The sequence below is a fragment of the Streptomyces sp. NPDC043176 genome (assembly GCF_056436715.1).
Genome location: NZ_JBWKCA010000013.1, coordinates 112,881 through 134,640, shown reverse-complemented (window position 1 = coordinate 134,640; position 21,760 = coordinate 112,881). Strand labels below are relative to the sequence as shown.

Genomic DNA, 21,760 nt, shown 5'->3' with positions numbered 1-21,760 from the left:
CGGGGCGGGGTCAGGCGGCGCCCGCGCCGGTCAGCGCCCGGACCTCGGTCTCGGCGTGACGTGCCTCGTCGGGCGGCTCGGGGGAAGTGGCCGTGCCGATCCAGCCCGCGAGGAAGCCGAGCGGGATGGAGACCACCCCCGGGTTCTGCAGCGGGAAGACGTGGAAGTCGACGCCGGGGAAGAGCGCCTCCGGGCTGCCGGAGACGACCGGTGAGAGCACGACGAGCAGCACGGCGGGGACCAGCCCGCCGTACACGGACCAGACCGCGCCCCGGGTGGTGAACCTCCGCCAGAACAGCGAGTACAGCAGCACGGGAAGATTGGCGGAGGCCGCGACCGCGAAGGCCAGACCGACGAGGAACGCCACGTTGAGATCGCGGGCGAGCAGTCCGAGCCCGATGGCGGCCGCACCGATCACGGCGGCGGCGACCCGGGCCACGGTCACCTCGCTGTGCTGCTTCGCGTGCCGCCGGCGCAGCGAGCTGTACAGGTCGTGGGCGACGGAGGTCGAGGAGGCGAGCGTGATGCCCGCCACGACGGCGAGGATGGTCGCGAAGGCGACGGCGGCGACGATCGCGAAGAGCACCGTGCCCCCGGTGGAACCCGCTCCCCCGCCCAGGTCGAGGGCGAGCAGCGGCACGGCGGTGTTCCCCGACGCGTTCGACGCGCGGACCTGGTCCGGTCCGATCAGGGCGGCCGCGCCGAAGCCCAGCACGATGGTCATCAGGTAGAAGCTGCCGATGAGCCCGATGGACCAGACGACGGAGCGGCGGGCGGCCCGGGCGGTCGGCACGGTGTAGAAGCGCGCCAGGATGTGCGGCAGTCCCGCGGTACCCAGCACCAGCGCGACGCCGAGGCTGATGAAGTCCAGACGGGAGGTCCAGTCCCCGCCGTAACGGAGTCCGGGGGCGAGGAAGTCCAGGCCGTGGCCGCTGCGTCGGGCCGCCGTCGAGAGCAGGCTGTTCACGTCGCCGTGGAACCGGAGCAGGACGAGGACGGTGAGCGCGACGGTGCCCGCCATAAGCAGGACCGCTTTGACGATCTGGATCCAGGTGGTGGCCCGCATGCCGCCGAGCGACACGTAGATCACCATCAGGGCGCCCACCCCGATCACCGTCCACGAGCGGGCCGCCTCGCTGCTGCCGCCGAGCAGCAGGGCGACCAGACTCCCGGCCCCCACCATCTGGGCCACGAGGTACAGCACGGAGACCGCCACCGAGGACGTTCCCGCCGCGATGCGCACCGGCCGCTCCGCCATCCGCGCGGCCACGACGTCGGCGAGGGTGAACCGGCCGCAGTTGCGGACCAGTTCGGCGACCAGCAGGAGCACGACCAGCCAGGCGACGAGGAACCCGACCGAGTACAGCATGCCGTCGTAGCCGTAGAGCGCGATCAGCCCGGAGATGCCCAGGAACGACGCCGCCGACATGTAGTCGCCGGCGATGGCGAAGCCGTTCTCCAGGGGCGAGAACAGCCGCCCTCCGGCGTAGAACTCCTCCGCCGAACCGTGCCGGTTGCGACTCACCCATGTGGTGATCCCCAGCGTGACCGCGACGAAGGCGCTGAACAGCAGGAGTGCCAGGGTCTGATGGTCTCCGGTCACCGCTGCCCCACCCCTCGCGTCATCTCCTGCGTGTCCCAGCGCAGCTCCAGCGCCGCCCGGTCCCTGCGCAGCCGCGCGTGCCGCGCATAGGCCCAGGTGAGCAGGAAGGTGGTGAGGAACTGCCCCAGTCCCGCGACCATCGCCACGTTCACCACACCGGCGACCGGCCGGGCCATGAACCCGGGCGCGGCGGTCGCCGCCACGACATAGGCGAGGTACCAGAGGAGGAAGGCGAGGGTGGCGGGGAAGACGAACCGGCGGTAGCGACTGCGCACTTCCTGGAACGCGGGGCTCCGCTGGACCTCCAGATAGATCTCCGCCGCGCTGTGGACCCGCTGCCCCGGCACCGTGTCGGGGCGGCCGTCACCGGCATCGTCGGCGCCCGACCGCTCGCCCCACGCGGAGCCCGCCGCCTCGTACCAGGGGTCGTCGGCCGGCACCGCCGAAGCGCCGCGCCCCTCCTGCTCGTCCACCTGCTCCACCGGTCAACTCTCCTTGTCAGCGAACCGTTTCGGCCGCGTGCCCAAGGATGGACAGAGCGGGAAGATCCCGGACTCTTCTACCCTCGCACTTCACCCCATCAGGTGACTCTTTTCCCAGGTGCCCTGACCAGACCGTGCTGATATGCGTATCGCACGGCCTGGGCTCGGTCGCGCACCCCTGTCTTGGCGAAGAGGTTGTTGATGTGGGTCTTCACGGTCGCCGTGGAGATCCGCAGCCGCCCGGCGATCTCCTGGTTGGAGAGCCCGTCCGCGACGAGCACGAGCACCTCCGTCTCCCGCTCCGTCAGACCATCCGCCTCCGGGAGCCCCCCGGGGGCACCGGGGGCACCGGGGGCACCGGGGGCACCGGGGGCACCGGGGGCACCGGGGGCACCGGGGGCACCGGGGGCACCGGCCAGTCTCGATGGGTCGGACGGCTCCGGCCGCTCCATCAGCCGCTCGAGGAGACGTCGTTGCACGGAGGGCGACAGCCCGGCCCGGCCGTCGACCACGTCCCGCAGCGCCCGTGCGATCTCCGCCCCGTCGGCGTCCTTCGTCAGGTACCCGCGCGCTCCCGCCCGCAGCGCCGGAAACAGCGAGTCGTCGTCGGCGTACGTGGTCAGCACGACGATCTCCGTCCCGGGGAACCGCTCACGGATCCTGCGGGTGGCCTCGACCCCGTCACAGCGGGGCATCCGCAGGTCCATCAGCACCACGTCGGGCTCGTGCGCACCGGTCAGCGCGACGGCCTCCTCCCCGTCCCTGGCCGATCCGACGACCTCGACGCCGGGCAGCAGCCCCAGCAGCATCACGATCCCCTCGCGGACGACGGCCTGGTCGTCGGCGACGACCACCCGGACCGTCTGGGGCCCCTCGGCCGCGCTCGAACCTTCCCCTCCGCTCATGCCGGCACCCGCAGCCGCACGGTGAACCCGGGGCCCTCGGGCCCGGCGTCCAGGCTGCCGCCCAGCAGCTCGGCCCGCTCCCTCATGCCGAGCAGCCCGTACCCGGAGCCGGAGGAGCCCAGCCCCGATCCCAGACGGTGCCCTTGGCCCGGGCCCTGGCCTTGGCCCTGGCCTGGGTCCTGGCCTGGGCCGTCGGTCGTCCGGGGCGGTCCGGAGTCGCGTATCTCCAGGGAGATGTCGTGCGTCCCGTAGGCGAACAGGATCCGGGTCCGGGCACCCGGGGCGTGTTTGCGGACGTTGGTCAGAGCTTCCTGGGCGACCCGCCGCACCGCCTGTGACGCCTCGGCGGGCAGGTCCCGGCGCTCGCCGGTGACGTCGACCTCCGCCCGGTCCTCTCGCGCCAGCTCCCGCAGGTAGTCCTCGACGGGCGCCATGTCCCCGCGCAGCGCGGAGAGCGCGTGGCGGGTCTCGGCGAGGCCTTCTCTCGCCATGGAACGGGCCGCGGTCACGAGTCTGAGGATCTCCGACCGCTCGGCCCCCGCCTCGATCTGGAGCCGGGCGACCTCCAGGTGCACCATCTGGGCGGAGAGGCTGTGGGCGAGCACATCGTGTATCTCCCGGGCGATTCGGGCCCGCTCGGCGAGCGCCGCCGAGGCGGCCTCCGCCTCCCTGGCGAGCCGCTCCTGCGCGAGCAGCTGGAACCCGGCGCCCCGGGCCTCGGCGTCCAGCCGGAGCGAGTAGCCCGCGAGCAGCACGGCGGCCGTGGTGAGGGCGGCTCCGAGGATCCCCGTCTCGTCGGCCTCCACGAAGCCGGGGACGAGCACCGCCACCGTCGCCAGGCCGACGGGAAGCGGCAACCGCTGCATGGCCATGACCGAGACGACGATCCACATCACGGTCGCGGCCGTGGGGGCGCCGGCGGCGTAGGCCCCCAGGCCGGAGAGCGCCATCACACCGAGGAGTCCCAGCGAGGCGGCCGCCCGGTGGCCGAGGGTCGTGTGGTGGAAGCCCAGCGCGGCCGCCACACACAGCCCGAACCCGAGCGGCGGCACCAGCGCGTACCCGCCGTCGAAGGCACCCGAGGTGTAACACCCGCTGAGTACCCAGACGCTCAGACCCGCGATCATGGTGTAGTCCAGGACCACGCGCCCCCGGGGCACTCCGACGCGAGTGAGCGCTTCCCGCGCGGGCCAGGTGCACCAGCCCCCGCCGCCACTCCCGCCGCTTGGCGTACGACCTCGGTCGCGCTTTCCGTCCATGACCGTCCCCCTCCGTCGTCTCGATGCTACGGAGAGTCGGCGACCGTGTGATCGGCCCGTGGGTGGAGCGTGTGGCTCCACCCACGGGTGGAGTGGATCAGGCGTCGATGCGCGAGCGGTCGAGCGTCGCCGCCGAGCCGGTGATGAACTCCTTGCGGGGCGCCACGTCGTTGCCCATGAGGAGGTCGAAGACCTGCTCCGCCGCGTCCAGGTCGCCGATGTTGATCCGGCGCAGGGTGCGGTGGCGCGGGTCCATCGTGGTCTCCGCGAGCTGGTCGGCGTCCATCTCGCCGAGACCCTTGTAGCGCTGGATGGCGTCCTTGTAGCGGACCCCCTTGCGCTGGAACTCCAGGAGGGTCTGCCGCAGCTCGTTGTCCGAGTACGTGTAGACGTACTTCTCCTGGCCCCTCTTGGGCTGGACGAGCTCGATCCGGTGCAGCGGCGGCACGGCGGCGAAGACCCGGCCCGCCTCGACCATCGGCCGCATGTAGCGCTGGAAGAGCGTGAGCAGCAGGCAGCGGATGTGGGCGCCGTCGACGTCGGCGTCGACCAGGAGGACGATCTTCCCGTACCGGGCGGCGTCGATGTCGAAGGTGCGGCCCGAGCCCGCTCCTATGACCTGGATGATCGCCCCGCACTCGGCGTTCTTGAGCATGTCCGAGACGGACGACTTCTGGACGTTGAGGATCTTGCCGCGGATCGGCAGCAGGGCCTGGAACTCGCTGTTGCGGGCGAGCTTGGCCGTGCCGAGCGCCGAGTCGCCCTCGACGATGAAGAGCTCGCTGCGCTCCACGTCGTCGCTGCGGCAGTCGGCCAGCTTGGCCGGCAGCGAGGAGGACTCGAGGGCGGTCTTCCTGCGCTGAGCCTCCTTGTGCTGCCGGGCGGCGATCCGGGTGCGGGCCGCCGCGACGGCCTTCTCCAGGACGGCCCTGGCCTGCGCCTTGTCGTCCCGCTTGGTGGAGGTGAGGAAGGCCTTGAGCTCCTTGGCGACCACGTTCGCCACGATCCGGCGGGCCGCGGAGGTGCCGAGGACCTCCTTCGTCTGCCCCTCGAACTGCGGCTCGGCGAGGCGGACCGTGACGACGGCCGTGAGGCCCTCGAGGGCGTCGTCCTTGACGATGTCGTCCTCGGCGACGCGCAGCATCTTCGCCGAACGCAGCACCTCGTTCACCGTCTTGGTGACGGCCGTCTCGAAGCCGGAGACGTGGGTGCCGCCCTTGGGGGTGGCGATGATGTTGACGAAGGACTTGACCGCGGTGTCGTAGCCGGTGCCCCAGCGCAGGGCGATGTCGACGGCGAGCTCGCGGGTGACCTCCGTCGGGGTCATGTGGCCGCGCTCGTCGAGGACGGGGACGGTCTCCTTGAAGGTGCCCTGTCCGGTGAGCCGCTGGATGTCGCAGACGGCCTTGTCCTGCGCGAGGTACTCGCAGAACTCGCTGATGCCGCCGTCGAAGCGGAAGGTCTCCTCGCTCTTGCCGACCCCCGCCAGGTCCCGCTCGTCGCGGACGACGATGGTGAGGCCGGGGACGAGGAAGGCGGTCTGCCGGGCACGCTGGTGGAGCGTCTCCAGGGAGAGCTTGGCGTCCTTGAGGAAGATCTGCCGGTCCGCCCAGTAGCGGATGCGCGTGCCGGTGCGGTTCTTGGGGACGCGCTTGCCCTTCAGGAGGCCGTTGGCCGGGTCGAAGGGGCTGTCGGGGCCCTGCTCGGTGAAGATGCCCGGGACGCCGCGGCGGAAGCTGATCTGGTGCGTGGCACTGTTGCGGTCGACCTCGACGTCGAGACGGGCCGACAGCGCGTTGACCACGGAGGCGCCGACGCCGTGCAGACCGCCGGAAGCGGCGTACGAGCCGCCGCCGAACTTGCCGCCGGCGTGCAGCTTGGTCATGACGACCTCGACGCCGGAGAGACCGGTCTTGGGCTCGACGTCCACCGGGATGCCCCGGCCGTTGTCCCGGACCTCGACCGAACCGTCGTCGTGGAGGATGACCTCGATGTGGTCGCAGTACCCCCCGAGGGCCTCGTCGACCGAGTTGTCGATGATCTCCCAGATGCAGTGCATCAGACCGCGACTGTCGGTGGACCCGATGTACATACCGGGGCGCTTGCGGACAGCTTCGAGCCCTTCGAGTACGAGCAGGTGCCGCGCGGTGTAGTTGGAACCGTCACGGTCTGCGGTCAGCAGCGCACTGGACGGCACGGACGTCTCGGCGGTCACGCGGTTCGCTCCTCGCTGAATTTGAAATGTGGCCCCGTGGGGTAAGGCCCGGCGTCGGTCACCGGTTCAGAGGGTACCGATGCCTGGTAGAGCCGTTGTCACGCCACCCACCCCGATTCCTCATGCTAGTCCAGACTCGCATGGATGTTCGATCCCTCGATGGGGTGACGCGAACATCACGTTCCCTTCCGCGCATGAACCATTTAGGCTCCGGGCACGTCCTCATGAACAACCGGCAACCACGCCGGGAGGGCGAACCCACACAAGCAACGCGAAATCCGTAGTGCGACGCAATACGGCTCATTCGCCGCCAACCGGCAGCAGACAGCCACCTTGGTGAGAAGTTTCAAGGAAAAGCCACGAGCGGGAACGTTTTCGGCCTGGTTGGATGTTGACCCTGGTACGACAGCTCGTCGAGCTAGAGAAGAGGCGACGTGACTACTGTTCTGACCCCCGCGAGCCCCCTGACGGCCGCTGACCGTTGCGACCGCTGCGGCGCCCAGGCATACCTGCGCGTCGTTCTGACCAGCGGAGGTGACTTGCTCTTCTGCGCCCACCACGGACGCAAGTTCGAGCCGGAACTCAAGAAGATCGCCGTTGAGATACAGGATGAGACGGACCGGCTCACGGACGTGCCGGCCCGCACGCAGGGCGAAGACCACGCCTGACGCCATCCACGACGAGCTCAGGGCCGGTCGCTGATCCCGACCGGACGGCGGGCGGCCACCCCCTCACGGGGGTGGCCGCCCGTTCTCGTACGCCAGCCGGCCCGACCGCCGGCCTGTTCCAGGGGGCCGCGGGCCGGAAGCGCGCGGGAAAGCACCGCCGAGACCTCCGCCCCGGGGACTCCGGGTCAGAAGCGCGCGGGCAGCACCGCCGAGACCCGCGTGTAGACGCCCGGGTTCTCCGCCTGCCCGCATCCGCTGCCCCAGGACACGAGGCCCACGAGCAGCCCCTTGGCCACGAGCGGGCCTCCGCTGTCCCCCTGGCACGCGTCCCTGCCGCCCTGCGGATCGCCGGCGCACAACATCGTGTCGCGCTGGTACCGGACGCCGAACCCACCCGGGTACGCCCGCTCGCAGGACGCGTCCGGGAGCACCTGCACGCGCGCCGTCCGCAACGTGGAGGCGTAGGTCCCGTTACCCGTCGTGTCCCCCCAGCCGTAGACGTCCGCCTCCGTCCCGGGCGTGTACGCGGCGTCTCCCGTGCGGGCGACACCGATGACGTACGACTGCGGCAGCGGGCTCACCAGCGTCAGCACCGCGAGGTCTCCCGAGTTGCTCGTCGGGTCGTAGTCGGGGTTGACCCAGGTGTCCGAGATCCGGACCTCCTGGCCGCCCTGCCCGCGCAGCGCGGCGCGCCCCGCGATGACCGAGAAGTCGCGCAGCTCCCACGGCTCGCCGCCGAGCACCTCCCGGCCCAGACAGTGGGCCGCTGTGAGCACCTTGGTCGGCGCCACGACCACGCCTCCGCAGAACTGTCCCGCGCGCGTACCCCCGAACCGGTCACGACTGGACAGGGCCACCACCCACGGCGCGTCCGCGATCTGGGCCGTGTGGCCGCCCACCACGACGCTGTCGGCCGCCACGGGGACAGCGGTGACGACCTGCCCGGCCGCCGCGGTGATCAAGCCCAGGGCGCCCGTCAAAGCTCGGGCGAAGGAACCACGCATGGAGCCTCCTGACTCTCCGGTGATGTCGGTTCACCCAGCGTCCAGCACAGTTCCTCGCCTTGCACCCCCGCACGCCGGAAGGGCCCGGCTCCCCCTTTCGGGGAACCGGGCCCTTCCGCGTACCGCTCTGCGCCTCGTACGGATCAGTCGAGGTAGTCGCGCAGCACCTGCGAGCGCGACGGGTGGCGGAGCTTCGACATGGTCTTCGACTCGATCTGGCGGATCCGCTCTCGCGTCACGCCGTAGACCTTGCCGATCTCGTCCAGCGTCTTCGGCTGACCGTCGGTGAGGCCGAAGCGCATCGAGACGACGCCGGCCTCGCGCTCGGAGAGCGTGTCGAGGACGGAGTGCAGCTGCTCCTGGAGGAGCGTGAAGCTCACCGCGTCGGCCGGGACGACCGCCTCGGAGTCCTCGATCAGGTCGCCGAACTCGCTGTCGCCGTCCTCACCCAGCGGGGTGTGGAGGGAGATGGGCTCGCGGCCGTACTTCTGGACCTCGATGACCTTCTCAGGGGTCATGTCGAGCTCCTTGGCCAGCTCCTCCGGGGTGGGCTCACGGCCCAGGTCCTGGAGCATCTGGCGCTGGACGCGCGCGAGCTTGTTGATGACCTCGACCATGTGCACCGGGATACGGATGGTGCGGGCCTGGTCGGCCATGGCGCGGGTGATCGCCTGACGGATCCACCAGGTGGCGTACGTGGAGAACTTGTAGCCCTTGGTGTAGTCGAACTTCTCGACGGCACGGATCAGACCCAGGTTGCCCTCCTGGATCAGGTCCAGGAAGAGCATGCCGCGGCCCGTGTAGCGCTTGGCCAGGGAGACCACCAGACGGAGGTTGGCCTCCAGGAGGTGGTTCTTGGCGCGGCGGCCGTCCTCGGCGATGATCTCCAGCTCGCGCTTGAGCTTCGGAGCGAGCTTGTCCGAGTTCGCGAGCTTGTCCTCGGCGAACAGACCGGCCTCGATGCGCTTGGCGAGCTCGACCTCCTGCTCGGCGTTGAGCAGCGGGACCTTGCCGATCTGCTTGAGGTAGTCCTTGACCGGGTCGGCGGTGGCGCCGGCGACGGCGACCTGCTGCGCCGGAGCGTCGTCCTCGTCCTCGTCGGACAGGACGAAGCCCTTACTCTCGCCCTCGGTCTCCTCTTCCTCGCCCTTGCCGGGCGCGACGTCCTCGATGAGCTCCTCGCCCTCGACGAGCTCGTCGGCGTCCTTCTTGGACGTGGCCTTCTTGGTCGCCGTCTTCTTGGCGACGGCCTTCTTGGCCACCGTCTTCTTGGCGACGGCCTTCTTCGCCACCGGCTTCGTGGCGGACGATCCGGCCTCTTCGGCCGACTCGGCGCCCTCGGCCGCGGCGGCCGAGACGGTGGTCTTCGTCACGGTCGTCCTGGCGGTGACGGTCTTGGTGGCGGTGCGCTTGGCCGGGCTCTTCGCTGCGACGCTCTTGCGGGCGCGCTTCGGCGACTCCGCTGCACTGACCATCAGCGTCACACCCTCTTCCTCGAGGATCTGATTGAGGCTGCGCAGAACATTCTTCCACTGGGTTGGCGGAATCTGGTCAGCCTCGAAGGCACGACGCACGTCATCGCCGGCGATCTGCCCATCAGCCTTTCCCCGCTCGATGAGCGCCATCACAGACTCGGACTCGGCGATCTCCGGCGGGAGCGTACGGGATGTGCTGGCCGACACGAACAACCTCTCGGAACGATGGAAACGGCTTCCGGCCCCGCTCTGGATCGAGCTGGAGCCGACGACCGTCGACGGGGAATGTGCCGACGGCGCGGGTTGGGCCGGGGAACTGCACAGCGCCTCCAACGGCTGCTGTATTCCTTCCTCGGCTGTCACCTCTTAGGTCATCGCACGGCTCGGAGGAGTGTTACGCCCAATCTTCGTGGCCCGAGTCACACCTCATTCGCGGCGAAACGCCCAGAGTGGTCGATCGATGCACATTTGTGTCCCCGGAGCCCGAGCGCCACCCGGGGAGCCCGCTGGGGTCCCCGGGTGGCGCTCGGGCCCGGCGGCACGCCGCGCGTACGCCTCCGCACTCCCGGCCACGGCCGGCCGGTCAGTGTTCGCGGGGGGCGGGGACGACGCGCTCCACCTCGGGGTGGACCGTCAGCAGCTGCCGCATGGCCGCCTCGGCGCCCTGGGCGTCCCCCGCTGCCAGCGCGTCGGCGATACGGGCGTGGTGCGCGAGGCAGGCCTCGCTCGGCCGGTCACAGCCGGTGGCGGGGCCGCCGGAGACCTGGAGCGCGGCGGAGACGATGCCGGAGAGGTGCTCCAGCATGCGGTTCCCGGCGAGCTGGATGAGGAGGGAATGGAACTCGGTGTCGGCGCGGGCGAAGGTGATGCCGTCCCCCTGGGCGAACGCGTGGCCCATGATCTCGACCATGTCGGCGAGGCGCTGCTGCACGTCCTCACGACCGTGTCCGGCGGCGAGACGGGCCGCGAGGGGCTCGATCGTCCAGCGCAGCTCGTTCAGCTCACGGCGCTGGTCGTCGCGCTGCGGCCCGAAGGCGCGCCACTCGATGATGTCGGGATCGAGGAGGTTCCAGTCGCTGACCGGCCTGACCCGGGTGCCGACGTTCGGGCGGGCGCTGACGAGGCCCTTGGCCTCCAGTACGCGCAGCGACTCCCGCACGACGGTGCGCGAGACCTCGAACCGCTGACCGATCTCCTCCGGGACCAGCGGCCGGTCGGCCCCGAGGTCTCCGGAGACGATCATCTGCCCGAGCTGCTGGACGAGCTGCCCGTGCAGCCCGCGGCCCCGGTTGCCCGTGCTCCGGCGACCCACGCGGCCCAGATCGGTGTCCACCCCCTCCCAGGAGGGCGGACCCACGCGGCCGGGGGCGGGCGCCTCCGCGTAGGGGTAGCGGTCGAGATCGCCCGGGGCGCCGAGGCCGGAGTCGACGGGGCGGGCGGCGGTCATCATGGTGTGCGCAAGGGTACTCACGCATCCTTTGTCGGCGTTGCCTCCGTGACCCTTGAGGTCTTTGGTGAAAAGCACACGAAAGGGTGATCGGCACCCCCTACACAATTGACGATTATTCGGACATATTGGGCACATTTCAAGGAAGTTGACGGCTAAGCGGAGCCTTTCGATCCGCAAGTGATCACCAACGCGCCCTCCGGCGAAGACCGGTGAACACATAGGCGCAAAGCAAACCTGTCAACATCAACGAGAGCGCCACCCCCGCGGGCTGCCCGACCACCCGCAGGGCTCCCGCCAGCCAGTGCTCCATCGCCGGGGACCAGCGGGGGCCCGCGAACTCCCGCAACCGGCCGGGAAGTCCGGCGGCGGAGCGCACCGAGGGCCCGGTCAGAACCTTCTGCAGCAGGGGGACGAAGGCGACCGGTACGGCGAGGACGGCGGCCACGCCGGCCGCCGCGGCCCGGAACACCCCGGCACCAAGCAGCCCGGCCCAGGCGCAGCCGACGAGCAGCCCCAGCCAACTCGCGCAGAGAGTGGGCCAGTTCCTCGGTACGGGGATCAACTCGCCGCCGTAGACGAACCGCAGGGTCCCCAGGTCGGCCAGCACGACGAGCACGCCGAGGAGGAGCGCCACGGAGGCCGCCACGACGAGCTTCGCCAGCAGCAGGCCGGGCCTGCGCGGCACCGCGCCGCGTCCGGAGGTGAGCGCGGGATAGCGGTACTCCTCGGCGAAGGAGAAGGCGCCGAGCAGTCCCGCGCCGAGGGCCGCGGGCGGCAGCGGCGAGATCGCCGGCCACCCGGCGAGGACCGCGGGCAGCGCGGCGCGGCCGGCTCGGCCGAGGAGCAGCGCGAGGGTCACCGAGACGAGCAGGACGCCCGCCACGACGAGCGGGGTGCTCGGCACACCGAGGAGCCGGTGAAGCTCGTACCGCAGCGGCCGCAGGGGCGAACGGGCCGGCCGCCGGACGGCGGCGCGCTGTCCGGCCTCCTCCTCGCGCACCGCGGCCTCGCCTTCCGGCGGCTCGCCGGACCGGTCGCCCGCCTCGGCGCACTCCGGAGTACGCGGGACGGGCCCGGTGTCGCCGGTCTCGTCGACGAGGCGGTGGACCGGCACGCCGTGACGGAACGCCGTGTCGCCGACGGCGGCGCAGTCGCTGCCGTAGACGGACAGGAGGTTGCCGTCCTCCGCGACCACCTCGACCGGGCGACGGGCAGCCCTGGCCTCCTGGGCCACGGCGGCGGCGAGCCGCGCGGCGTGCGGGGTACGGACGGCGACCCGGGGGCGCAGCCGGGTGCGGCCGAACTCGGTCGCGTCCTGGTCCGCGACGAGCCGCCCTCCGTCGAGTGTGACGACCCGGTCGGCGTTGCGGGCGGCGTCCTTGGGATCGTCCGTGGTGTAGAGCACGGTGCCCCCGTCGGCCGCGTGAGCGCGCAGGAGCTCGTACAGCCAGGCGCCCTCGGGTGCGGAGAGACCGGCACCCGGCTCGTCGAGCAGCAGCGTGTGCGGGGCCCCCAACAGGGCTGAGGCGAGGCCGAGTCGACGGTCCGCGCCGATCGGCAGGGTGCCGATCCGCCGGCGTTCGAGACCCGCGAGGCCCACGGTCCGCACCAGTTCGTCGGACCGCGAGGCGGGTACGCCCGTGGCGGCGCAGAGCATCCGGAGCTGGCCCCGGAGCGTGCGGGAGGGATGGCCGGGGATGTCGCCGAGGAGCACGCCGACCTCGCGGGGCGGGTGGGCGATGCGGTGCAGCGGCCGGCCTCGGAAGTAGGTGATCCCGCGGCCCGGCTCGAGTTCGAGCATGAGCCGGAGCGCGGTGGTCTTTCCGGAGCCCGGCGGGCCGAGGAGGGCCGTCACGGTCCCCGGCCTGGCCTCGAAGGTCAGATCGTCCACGGCGGGCGGGCGATCGCGTCGGGGCGTGCTGGTCAGTCCGATTGCCTGGAGCATCGCTTCTCTCGCGGTAGGTGACACCGCTCCGCGGCAGGGCGGCGCTATCGCAGCAAGATAACGCTACATTTCGGACTTTCGGTGCAGGGGTGGTGCTCCGAGGTGCCGGATGTCCAGGCCCGTCAGACCTCGGGTCGCAGCATCGGCGGGTTGAGAAGGGTCGCTCCACCTGCCCTGAAGAGCTGGGCGGGGCGCCCGCCCTGACGGGTCGTGGTACCACCGGCCGGAACCAGGAAGCCGGGCGTGCCGGTCACCTTGCGGTGGAAGTTGCGCGGGTCCAGGGCGACGCCCCAGACGGCCTCGTACACGCGACGCAGCTCTCCGACGGTGAACTCCGGCGGGCAGAATGCCGTGGCCAGGGAGGAGTACTCGATCTTGGAGCGGGCGCGCTCGACCCCGTCGGACAGGATCCGGGCGTGGTCGAAGGCGAGGGTCCCGCCGTCGTCGCCGCCTCCGGCCGCAGCGTCCTCGCCGAGCAGTTCCTCGACGGGAGCCCAGCGGGCGCTGTTCGCGTCGCCGCCCGCCCGCGGCGCGGGAAGGTCCGGAGCCAGCGCGAGGTGAGCGACGCTGACCACCCGCATGCGCGGGTCGCGGTCAGGCGCCCCGTAGGTCGCCAGCTGCTCCAGGTGCGCTCCGTTGCTCGGCACCGGCGTCGGGGCCGCCGGATCGTGCGCGCACAGACCCGTCTCCTCGACCAGTTCCCGCGCGGCCGCGGCACCGAGGTCCTCCTCCTCGCGGACGAAGCCGCCGGGGAGCGCCCAACGGCCCTGGTACGGCGCTTCTCCCCGCCGCACCACCAGGGTGCAGAGCGCGTGTCGCCGCACGGTCAGCACGACCAGATCCACGGTGACGGCGAAGGGCGGGAAGGCCGACGGGTCGTAGGGAGGCATGCCGCGATCATAGTCGTCTTCCTGACGATAAACACTCCTCGCGGAAGCGTCGAGCACGACTTCCTCCCCCTGCCGCGAAGCTTCCGTCGTGTCTGCGCCCGGCATCCCGTCACACCCCCAGCTGAAGGCCCTCTGCGGCCTCCTCGACCATACCGAGGCCGAGCCTGCCGACTCGCACCGCGAAGGGCTCTCCCCCGACGACGAGCCCCGAGAAACGGATCGCGCCGAGCGGGGCCGACGGCAGCGGGTGCACGGACACCGACCCGCCCGGCACGTCGGGCCGGATCCCGGCGAGGGCGAGCAGCGAGTGGACCGCTCCCGCGGCCGCGACGGCCGCCGGCCGGCACGCGGCCGGGTGGGGCACCGGGCGCCCGTCGGCCGTCCGCTGCTCCCCCGCGTACATCTCGGGGAGGCGATGGGCGAAGGACTCCGCCGCGTCGAGCAGACCGCGCAACAGGGAGGCCGCCTCCCTCTCGTGTCCGACGGCGGCGAGACCGGACACGGCGACCGCCGTCTCGTGCAGCCGGACCGCACCGGCCCGGTGGCCGAAGGGGTTGTACCCGGGCTCCTTGATGCCGAGGCTGCGCAGGCCCCATCCGGAGTCGAGGGCCGGGGCGCCGAGCAGCCTCGCCACCTGCTCGGTCTCCGTCTTGTCGAGCAGTCCCGGTGCGAACCGGCCGCCTCCCAGCAGCCCGGTGTCGAGCAGGTGCGCGGCCCAGCCGCCCAGCTCGGGCCGGCTGCGGCCGTCGGGTGTGCGGGCGACGGCCGGGCGGCCCCCCGCGCGGTCCTCGATCCAGAATTCCCGCCGGAACCGCTCGCGCAGGAGCCGGGCACCGTCGCGCAGCGCGTCCCCTCCGGGCCTTCCGCAGCCGTCGAGCAGGTCCGCGCCGAGCAGGGCGGCGCGATGCGCGTGCGCCTGGGTCTCGGCCCGCCAGGGGCCGGCGGGCCCCGGGTCCGGCACGAAGCCGGTCCCGGTGACGGCCCGGCGCAACCAGCCGAGGCAGCGCTCCGCCATCGGAAGCAGCTCCTCCAGGTCCGCCTGGGGCAGTCCCCAACGGCGGGCCTCCGCGAGCACGACCGGGAAGGCGAGGGTGGCCTCCACGCCGGTGCAGCGGGGCGGGAGATACGGACCCGCGTCCCTGAGCGGTCCCGGGATGCGACCGGACTCGGGCCCTCCGCCGGAGAGTTGCGTGCGGCCGAGGGCGCGCAGGGTGGTGGCGGCGAGCCTGGTGCCGAGGGGCAGCGCCATGCGGGCCGCCCAGAGCGCCTCGGCGGTGACCGGTCCGCAGCGCCAGGGGACACCGGCGGCGAGGTGGACATCCGCGGGGTGCGCCGGGTCCCGCTGGAGGAGGGCCCGGAGATCCTCGACGGAGCGGCGCAGCAGCTCCCCCGGGCGTGGGTCGTCGCCTTCGGCGCGGGCCTCGGACAGCAGGTGGCCGCCCGGCCGTCCGGCGCCCACGCCCGGCGAGCCCGGGAGGCGGACGGCGGATTCGCCCCGTACCCGCAGCTGGAGCGTGAACGCGGCTCCGGGCGCCAGCTCGGCCTCCCAGCGCAGGACGCCGGCCGCCGCCAGGGAGTCCATCGGCGGCGGGTCGGCCGTGACGGCGACGGATCGCCCGTCGCCGCCGGTCCAGCGGAGTCCGGTGCCGTGGACGCTGGCGGTGAGCTCGGGTCCCGGCCTGCCCGACGCCACCGCGCCCAGGTCCGCGAGATCCGTGCCCAGGGCGATTTCGACGGGGAGCCGGAGGGGCCGTGTGGCGGCGCTGCGCAGGGTGATCCGCTCGGTTCCGTCGGCGCTCCGCGTGCGTTCGACGGCGAGCCCGGGATCCGGCCCCATGTCCCCCGGAACGCGGAGCACGCCGAAGAAGACCGCCCGGTCCGCGGTCGCCATGCGGCCCTGGAGGGCGACGGGTTCACGTCCGGCGACCCGCAGGACGCATCGGGACAGGAGCCGTCTCCCGGCCGAGTAGACGCCCTCGGGCCCCTCTCCGGTGAGCTGGCCGTGCTCGCCGCAGACGGCGAGGGCCGGCAGGGCCACACAGAGGAGCGCGCCGTGGACCGAGGGGAGTTCCATGGGGCGGGCCGGGCGTGGCAGAGCGACGCCGGCGCCTGAGGTGTGCCCGGCGGCGCGCCCGGACGGATGCCCGGTCGGGTGTGCGGACGACTGGCCGGCCGGAGGGCCGCTGGGGCGGCCGGGGGGCGGGACGGGTCTGGAAGCCATGGCGGGTACGTGATGCTCTCTGTGCGAACCGGGCGGCCGGCGGGACATCGGCGGCACGGTTCGGACGACTCCGCCAGAGAGCTGAACGCGTCGGCGTGCGGCCGGGTCACGGTCGTCATCGCCCGCTCCTGGTGCCGCGCTGCCCGTCACGCCGGGGAGACCTGTTCACGGGCTTGCCGGTGGCGCGCCCGCCGGGGCGGACCCCGGCGGCCGGACCGCGCTCCCGCCCGCCGGGCCGTCCGGGCTTCCGGAGGGTCTGCCGGCTGCCTCGTGGGCGTGTGGCGCGGGCCGCGACCCGCCTGGACGCCGACGGCCCGGTCTGCTCGGCGGCGGTACGGGCGTCCCGCTCGTCCCTGAGGCAGGAGCGCAGGGACTCGGGGTCGAGTCCTTCGTTGCACGCCTGGTGCAGGAGTCGGGCGAAGACGTAGTCGGGGTCGGCGTCGAGCGCCAGCCCGAGGGCGACGCGGGCGGTCGGCTCGTCGCCGGTGGACCAGGCCGTCCATCCGGCGAGGGTGAGGGGTGCGGCCGCGTGCTCCTGGTACGGGGCGACGCAACGCCGGGCCAGTACGCGCCAGAGCCGCAGGGCCGCGGTGCCCTCCCAGCCCTCCATCCATTCGGCGGCCCGGTCCCGGGTGACCCGGTCCTGAAGGCCGAGGATGAGCGCGGCCGCCTCGCCGGTCCCGATCAGGGCGTCGTCCGCCGCGTCTCCCTCCGCCGTGGCGCCGGCGGGCCGCGCCGACCGCGCCGGGCCGGACGGCCCCGCCGGGGTCTTGGGGTCGGCGAACCGTCGCATGGTCTCGCGGGCGAGCCGCAGCGTCGCCTCCCGCACCTCGTGCCGCCCCGTCCCCTCGGCACCTTCGAGGATCCTCGGGACGATCTCGGCCGCGGCCGCGTCGAGGGCGGCACGCTGCTCTTCCTCCCCGGGCCTGCCGGACGGCTTGAGGCGCGCCTCCATCTCCCGCAGGGACCCGCGCACCTGCACTCCGGCGTACGCGGCGGTCGCGGCCATGACCGACGTGCCGCTGAGGGCGAGCGGAGTGCCGTCCGGCGGGCAGCAGCGGGCGTCGGGGCAGCAGTAGGAGAAGTAGAGGCCGTCGGAGATGCACAGGGCCTCGTAGACGGGGATGTCGAGGGAGCCGCAGGCGGTGCGCAGCCGCTGCGCGAACGGGCGCAGCCGTTCCATGACCCGGCGGGCCGTCTCACCCGGCGCGGGGTCCTGGCAGAGGAAGACCACGATGCCGTCCGGTCGGGTGCCCTGGCGGCTGCCTCCCTCGACGAGGCATTCGGCGAGGTGGTCCGCAGTCGACGCCCATTCGCGGGGCGAGCCCGGGATGCCGAGCCTGACCCGGCCGCCGAAGCGGCCGTGCTCGCCGTGCAGGGCGACGAGGACGACGGAGTCGGTGGGGTGGAAGCCCAGCATGAACGGCAGGGCGTCGGCCAGTTCCGCCGGGCCGCGCAGGGTGATCTGCTGGGTACGGGAGAGTCCGCTGGTTTCGTGGTGATTCGCGTTCATGGTCAGGACGGTCTCGTGATCTCCCGAATTCCGAAACCCCTGTGGATAACTCCCGAAACGGGCATCCGCCGGCCGGCCGGGTCGTCCACAGGTTCGGCGGCTCGTTCGCGCGATGTCCGAGGCATCGGGTTGCATGGGGGCATGACCCACGCAGACCCGCTGGAAGACCGCACCGCGCTCCGGACCGCCGCCGACACCGTGCTCGCCCGTCTCGTCTCGGACCCGACAGGCAAAGCCAGACTGCGCGAGGACCAGTGGCGGGCCATCGAGGCGCTGGTCGCCGACCGGCGCCGGGCCCTGGTGGTGCAGCGGACCGGCTGGGGCAAGTCCGCCGTCTACTTCGTGGCGACCTCGCTGCTGCGTGAGCGCGGCAGCGGCCCGACCGTGATCGTCTCGCCGCTGCTGGCGCTGATGCGCAACCAGGTGGAGGCGGCCGCCCGGGCGGGCATCCGCGCCCGGACGATCAACTCGTCGAACACGGAGGAATGGGAGACCGTCCAGCAGGAGGTGGCCGCCGGCGAGGTGGACGTGCTCCTGGTGAGCCCCGAGCGGCTCAACAACCCGGACTTCCGCGACCAGGTGCTCCCCCGCCTCGCGGCGGCCACCGGTCTGCTCGTGGTCGACGAGGCGCACTGCATCTCGGACTGGGGGCACGACTTCCGGCCCGATTACCGCAGGCTGCGCACCATGCTGGCCGATCTGCCGGCCGGCGTCCCGGTGCTCGCCACGACGGCGACGGCGAACGCACGGGTGACCGCGGACGTGGCCGAGCAGCTCGGTACGGGCGCGGGCACGGACGCCCTGGTGCTGCGCGGGCCGCTGGACCGGGAGAGCCTGAGCCTGGGCGTCGTCCGGCTGCCCGACGCCGCCCACCGGCTGGCCTGGCTGGCCGACCACCTGGGCGAACTCCCCGGTTCCGGGATCATCTACACCCTGACGGTCGCCGCCGCCGACGAGGTCACGGCCTATCTGCGCCAGTGCGGGCACGTCGTCTCGTCGTACACGGGCCGGACGGAGAACGCCGACCGGCAGCAGGCGGAGGACGACCTGCAGGCCAACCGGGTCAAGGCCCTGGTGGCGACCTCGGCCCTGGGCATGGGGTTCGACAAGCCGGACCTGGGCTTCGTGGTGCACCTCGGGTCGCCGTCCTCCCCGATCGCGTACTACCAGCAGGTCGGCCGGGCCGGGCGAGGGGTGGAGCACGCGGAGGTGCTGCTCCTGCCCGGGCAGGAGGACGAGGCGATCTGGCGCTACTTCGCCTCGGTGGCGTTCCCGCCCGAGGAGCAGGTGCGGCGCACGATCGACGTGCTCGCACAGGCCGGGCGCCCGCTGTCCCTGCCCGCCCTGGAGCCGCTGGTCGAGCTGCGCAGGACCCGGCTGGAGACGATGCTCAAGGTCCTCGACGTGGACGGAGCGGTCCGGAGGGTGAAGGGCGGCTGGGAGAGCACGGGCCGCCCCTGGGCGTACGACACGGAGCGGTACGCGTGGGTGGCGCGGCAGCGGGAGGCCGAGCAGCAGGCGATGCGCGACTACGCGGCGTCGACGGGATGCCGGATGGAGTTCCTGCGCCGCCAGTTGGACGACGAGGAAGCCGCTCCGTGCGGTCGCTGCGACAACTGCGCGGGCAACCGCTTCGACCCGAAGGTCTCCGACGCGGCGCTGGACGCGGCCAAGGGCGAGCTGGGGCGGCCCGGCGTGGAGGTCGAGCCCCGCAAGATGTGGCCGACGGGACTCCCCGCGGTCGGCGTGGATCTGAAGGGCCGTATTCCGGCGGCCGAGCAGGCGTTCGCCGGCCGGGCCCTCGGGCGGCTCTCGGACATCGGCTGGGGGAACCGGCTGCGCCCGCTGCTCGCGGACGGCACGCACGACGGGCCCGTGCCGGACGACGTCGTGCAGGCCGTGGTCCACGTGCTCGCCGACTGGGCGAAGGGACCCGGCGGTTGGGCATCCGGGGCGCCGGACGCCCCGGCCAGACCCGCCGGCGTGGTCACCGTCGCCTCCCACCGCAAGCCGAGGCTGGTGGGCTCCCTGGGCGAGCGGATCGCCGAGATCGGCAGAATGCCCTTCCTGGGCGTCGTGGAGTACGCCCCGGAGGCGGAGGACCTCCGGCTCTCGCGTACCAACAGCGCGCAGCGAGTGGTCGGACTGCAGCGGACACTGACGGTCTCCCCCGAACTCGCGGAGCGCTTGGCCGGCGCCGGGGGGCCGATCCTGCTCGTGGACGACCTGTCGGACACCGGCTGGACGTTGGCGGTGGCGGCCCGGCTGCTGCGGCGGGCAGGAGCGGAAGGGGTGTTCCCGCTGGTGCTCGCCGTCCAAGGGTGAAACAGGAGGGGAAACGGGGAGTGAACAATGGGCAACTGGGCAGGGATATGAGAGGCATACCGACTCATTCCCGTCAGCGGCCTCAATTGCTCGTTGCCGCTCGCGCACGGGCCCGCAAGAATTGGGAAACCGCCCCACTCGGCCCGTCAGCGGTCCGGAAGGACTGTGCCGTGGTGCGCCCTCACCCGACCTTGCCCGCCTCGCGGGCGCGTATCCGAAGGGAGGCCCGTGACCCTCGGATTCGCTCCGCCCACAGCCACCTCGCTCAGATCGCCGTCCGAGTCCGCCAGCCGCCTCGCTCGGATGCTCGAACCCTCCGAGTGGGCCGCGGCCGGAATCCCGTTGCTGGGCAATCCGCGTGAGGTCGTCAGCGGCCTGCACTCGCGTCACACGCCCACGCCCACGACGGCGGTCCTGGCGGTCCTGGACCACGAGGAACGCCTCGCCGCCAGTGCCTCCTTCGTCCGCCGTTCCGTCCCCGCGGACGGCTGGGAGTTCCGCAACGCGCTCCTGGCGCACCTGCGTCGTGTCATCCCGCACGACCTCCGGAGGCGCACCCCGGTCAGGACCGCCGTCCTGCTGTACTGCCGCGAGGGTGACGAGCGCTGGACGGAGGAGGACGGGGCCTGGATGTGGGGGCTCCGCGACGCCTGCACGCTGCACGGGCTCCGCTGCGGCGCGTACATCACGCTGACCCGCGGCGGCTGGCAGGTGGTCGGCGAGGGCCGCGGAGGCCGCCATCCGAGCTCCGACTCGTCGCCCCTGCCGCTCGGTGACGAGCCTGCCGAACGCGGCGGGCTCGCACCCAGAACGGCCGGTGGTGCGATCGAGCCACTGCGCCGGGTCGCCGCGCGCTGACCACACGCCCCACACGCACGACACGCGCCACCTGCACCACACGCCGCTCCGCGTAGGACACGCCACGGGACGGCACGGGACGGCACGACACCGACACCGACACCGACACCGACACCGACACCGACAACCTTCGCCGGGCCGAAGCCGGTGCGGAACCGAGCCGAAGCCGGTCCGCCCCGGCCCGATTCAGCCCGGTCCGATCTGATCCAGCCTGATCCGACCCGACCCGACCCGGCCCGGCGAAGAGACGGTCGTTCAGACGCCGGCGCCGAGAAGCGACGTGACGCGCTGGGAGTCACCGCAGACGACGAGCAGCGCGCCCGCGCGGGCCATCGCCGACGGCAGCGCGCGGGCAATCGTCTCGTCGTCGCCGCCGTTGAGGGCGACGATCACCACGGGTCGGGCCTTGGCCCGGTCCACGGCGGAGGCGTCCGCGAAGAACACGTCGTCGCCGGTGTCCTGCTGGGCCCAGTAGGCGGCCTCGCCGAAGGACAGCTCGTGCGCCGCCCAGGGGTGCTGGTCGCCGGTGGTCAGCACCAGGACGTCGCCGGGTGCCCGTCCGCTCTCCAGGAGCAGGTCGAGCGCCTCCTCAGCGGCGTCGAGCGCGCCGTCCAGGGGGGCCGGGATCAGCTGGAGCTGTGGCGTGGATCGCTGGTCGGAACGATTCTCCGACCGGTTGGCCTGAGTCGGTCCGGGGCGCGGCGCCGGCGCGGCGGGCCCGGTCGGACCGGGGCCGGGGCGTCCGGGACGCGGAGTGGCCGCGGAACGCGGACCGGGTACGGGACGGGGGGTCGACGCGGTGGCGCGGGGACCCTGGGCACTCTCGTGAATCTGAGGCTCCTCAGGAGGGAGGGTGGATGGAGGTCGAACACCGCTGCGCGGAGCACCGGCGGGTGGGCACGCATGTGCACCCCGGGCGCGTGAGGGGCCACCCTGCGGCGGGTCCC

Annotated in this window: 16 protein-coding genes; 3 read left to right on the top strand and 13 right to left on the bottom strand. The window is 72.6% G+C overall.

Translation table 11 applies throughout. The annotated features are described in order from the left end of the window. Nucleotides 1-10 precede the first annotated feature (10 nt). The 5 genes from AC067A_RS22325 to AC067A_RS22305 form a co-directional block, all read right to left on the bottom strand. Nucleotides 11-1,603, bottom strand: a complete 1,593-nt coding sequence (locus AC067A_RS22325) for a solute symporter family protein (RefSeq protein WP_479244238.1) — start codon at nucleotides 1,601-1,603, stop codon at nucleotides 11-13. Continuing rightward, entirely contained in the window at nucleotides 1,600-2,085 is a 486-nt protein-coding gene (locus tag AC067A_RS22320; RefSeq protein ID WP_479244237.1) for a DUF485 domain-containing protein, read from the bottom strand. The genes AC067A_RS22325 and AC067A_RS22320 overlap by 4 nt, the downstream gene beginning before the upstream one ends. Before the next feature lie 98 nt (nucleotides 2,086-2,183). Beyond that, nucleotides 2,184-2,990 (bottom strand): response regulator, encoded by an 807-nt coding sequence (locus tag AC067A_RS22315; protein ID WP_479244236.1) that lies wholly within the window; start codon nucleotides 2,988-2,990, stop codon nucleotides 2,184-2,186. Continuing rightward, a complete protein-coding gene (locus AC067A_RS22310; RefSeq protein WP_479244235.1) occupies nucleotides 2,987-4,249 on the bottom strand; it encodes a sensor histidine kinase in 1,263 nt (420 codons plus the stop codon). Before AC067A_RS22310 ends, AC067A_RS22315 begins: the two co-directional genes overlap by 4 nt. Nucleotides 4,250-4,346: 97 nt before the next feature. After that, nucleotides 4,347-6,464: a DNA gyrase/topoisomerase IV subunit B gene (locus AC067A_RS22305; protein ID WP_479244234.1), complete on the bottom strand. Its 2,118-nt coding sequence runs from the start codon at nucleotides 6,462-6,464 to the stop codon at nucleotides 4,347-4,349. Nucleotides 6,465-6,898: 434 nt separating this feature from the next. Between AC067A_RS22305 and AC067A_RS22300 the strand changes: the two genes are divergently transcribed. Continuing rightward, nucleotides 6,899-7,132, top strand: coding sequence for a DUF7455 domain-containing protein (locus AC067A_RS22300; protein ID WP_017237643.1), 234 nt, complete (start codon nucleotides 6,899-6,901; stop codon nucleotides 7,130-7,132). A 185-nt stretch (nucleotides 7,133-7,317) separates the two neighbouring features. Here the strand turns inward: AC067A_RS22300 and AC067A_RS22295 are convergent, their stop codons facing one another. The 7 genes from AC067A_RS22295 to AC067A_RS22265 form a co-directional block, all read right to left on the bottom strand. Beyond that, complete coding sequence (locus tag AC067A_RS22295; protein WP_479244233.1) at nucleotides 7,318-8,136, bottom strand: serine protease; 819 nt, start codon at nucleotides 8,134-8,136, stop codon at nucleotides 7,318-7,320. Between the two features lie 143 nt (nucleotides 8,137-8,279). Continuing rightward, on the bottom strand, nucleotides 8,280-9,818 hold the full coding sequence (locus AC067A_RS22290; RefSeq protein ID WP_479244232.1) for an RNA polymerase sigma factor: 1,539 nt from the start codon (nucleotides 9,816-9,818) through the stop codon (nucleotides 8,280-8,282). A gap of 376 nt (nucleotides 9,819-10,194) precedes the next feature. After that, on the bottom strand, nucleotides 10,195-11,082 hold the full coding sequence (locus tag AC067A_RS22285) for a FadR/GntR family transcriptional regulator (protein ID WP_479244231.1): 888 nt from the start codon (nucleotides 11,080-11,082) through the stop codon (nucleotides 10,195-10,197). A gap of 160 nt (nucleotides 11,083-11,242) precedes the next feature. Next, nucleotides 11,243-13,006, bottom strand: a complete 1,764-nt coding sequence (locus tag AC067A_RS22280; RefSeq protein WP_479244230.1) for an ATP-binding cassette domain-containing protein — start codon at nucleotides 13,004-13,006, stop codon at nucleotides 11,243-11,245. A gap of 122 nt (nucleotides 13,007-13,128) precedes the next feature. Further along, the gene (locus AC067A_RS22275; protein WP_479244229.1) at nucleotides 13,129-13,896 is read right to left on the bottom strand and encodes an NUDIX hydrolase; all 768 of its coding nucleotides are present in this window, start codon (nucleotides 13,894-13,896) and stop codon (nucleotides 13,129-13,131) included. Nucleotides 13,897-14,005: 109 nt separating this feature from the next. Then, entirely contained in the window at nucleotides 14,006-16,117 is a 2,112-nt protein-coding gene (locus AC067A_RS22270) for a glycogen debranching N-terminal domain-containing protein (RefSeq protein WP_479244228.1), read from the bottom strand. Between the two features lie 115 nt (nucleotides 16,118-16,232). After that, entirely contained in the window at nucleotides 16,233-17,630 is a 1,398-nt protein-coding gene (locus AC067A_RS22265) for a DUF4192 domain-containing protein (protein ID WP_479244227.1), read from the bottom strand. 141 nt (nucleotides 17,631-17,771) lie between these two features. Here AC067A_RS22265 and AC067A_RS22260 point away from each other — a divergent pair, with 141 nt between their 5' ends. Together AC067A_RS22260 and AC067A_RS22255 are read left to right on the top strand one after the other, a co-directional pair. Next, nucleotides 17,772-19,955, top strand: coding sequence for a RecQ family ATP-dependent DNA helicase (locus tag AC067A_RS22260; protein ID WP_479244226.1), 2,184 nt, complete (start codon nucleotides 17,772-17,774; stop codon nucleotides 19,953-19,955). Nucleotides 19,956-20,183: 228 nt separating this feature from the next. Continuing rightward, complete coding sequence (locus AC067A_RS22255; RefSeq protein WP_479244225.1) at nucleotides 20,184-20,813, top strand: hypothetical protein; 630 nt, start codon at nucleotides 20,184-20,186, stop codon at nucleotides 20,811-20,813. Between the two features lie 255 nt (nucleotides 20,814-21,068). Here AC067A_RS22255 and AC067A_RS22250 read toward each other — a convergent pair whose 3' ends face one another. Then, the gene (locus AC067A_RS22250) at nucleotides 21,069-21,644 is read right to left on the bottom strand and encodes a hypothetical protein (protein WP_479244312.1); all 576 of its coding nucleotides are present in this window, start codon (nucleotides 21,642-21,644) and stop codon (nucleotides 21,069-21,071) included. Between the last annotated feature and the right edge of the window lie 116 nt (nucleotides 21,645-21,760).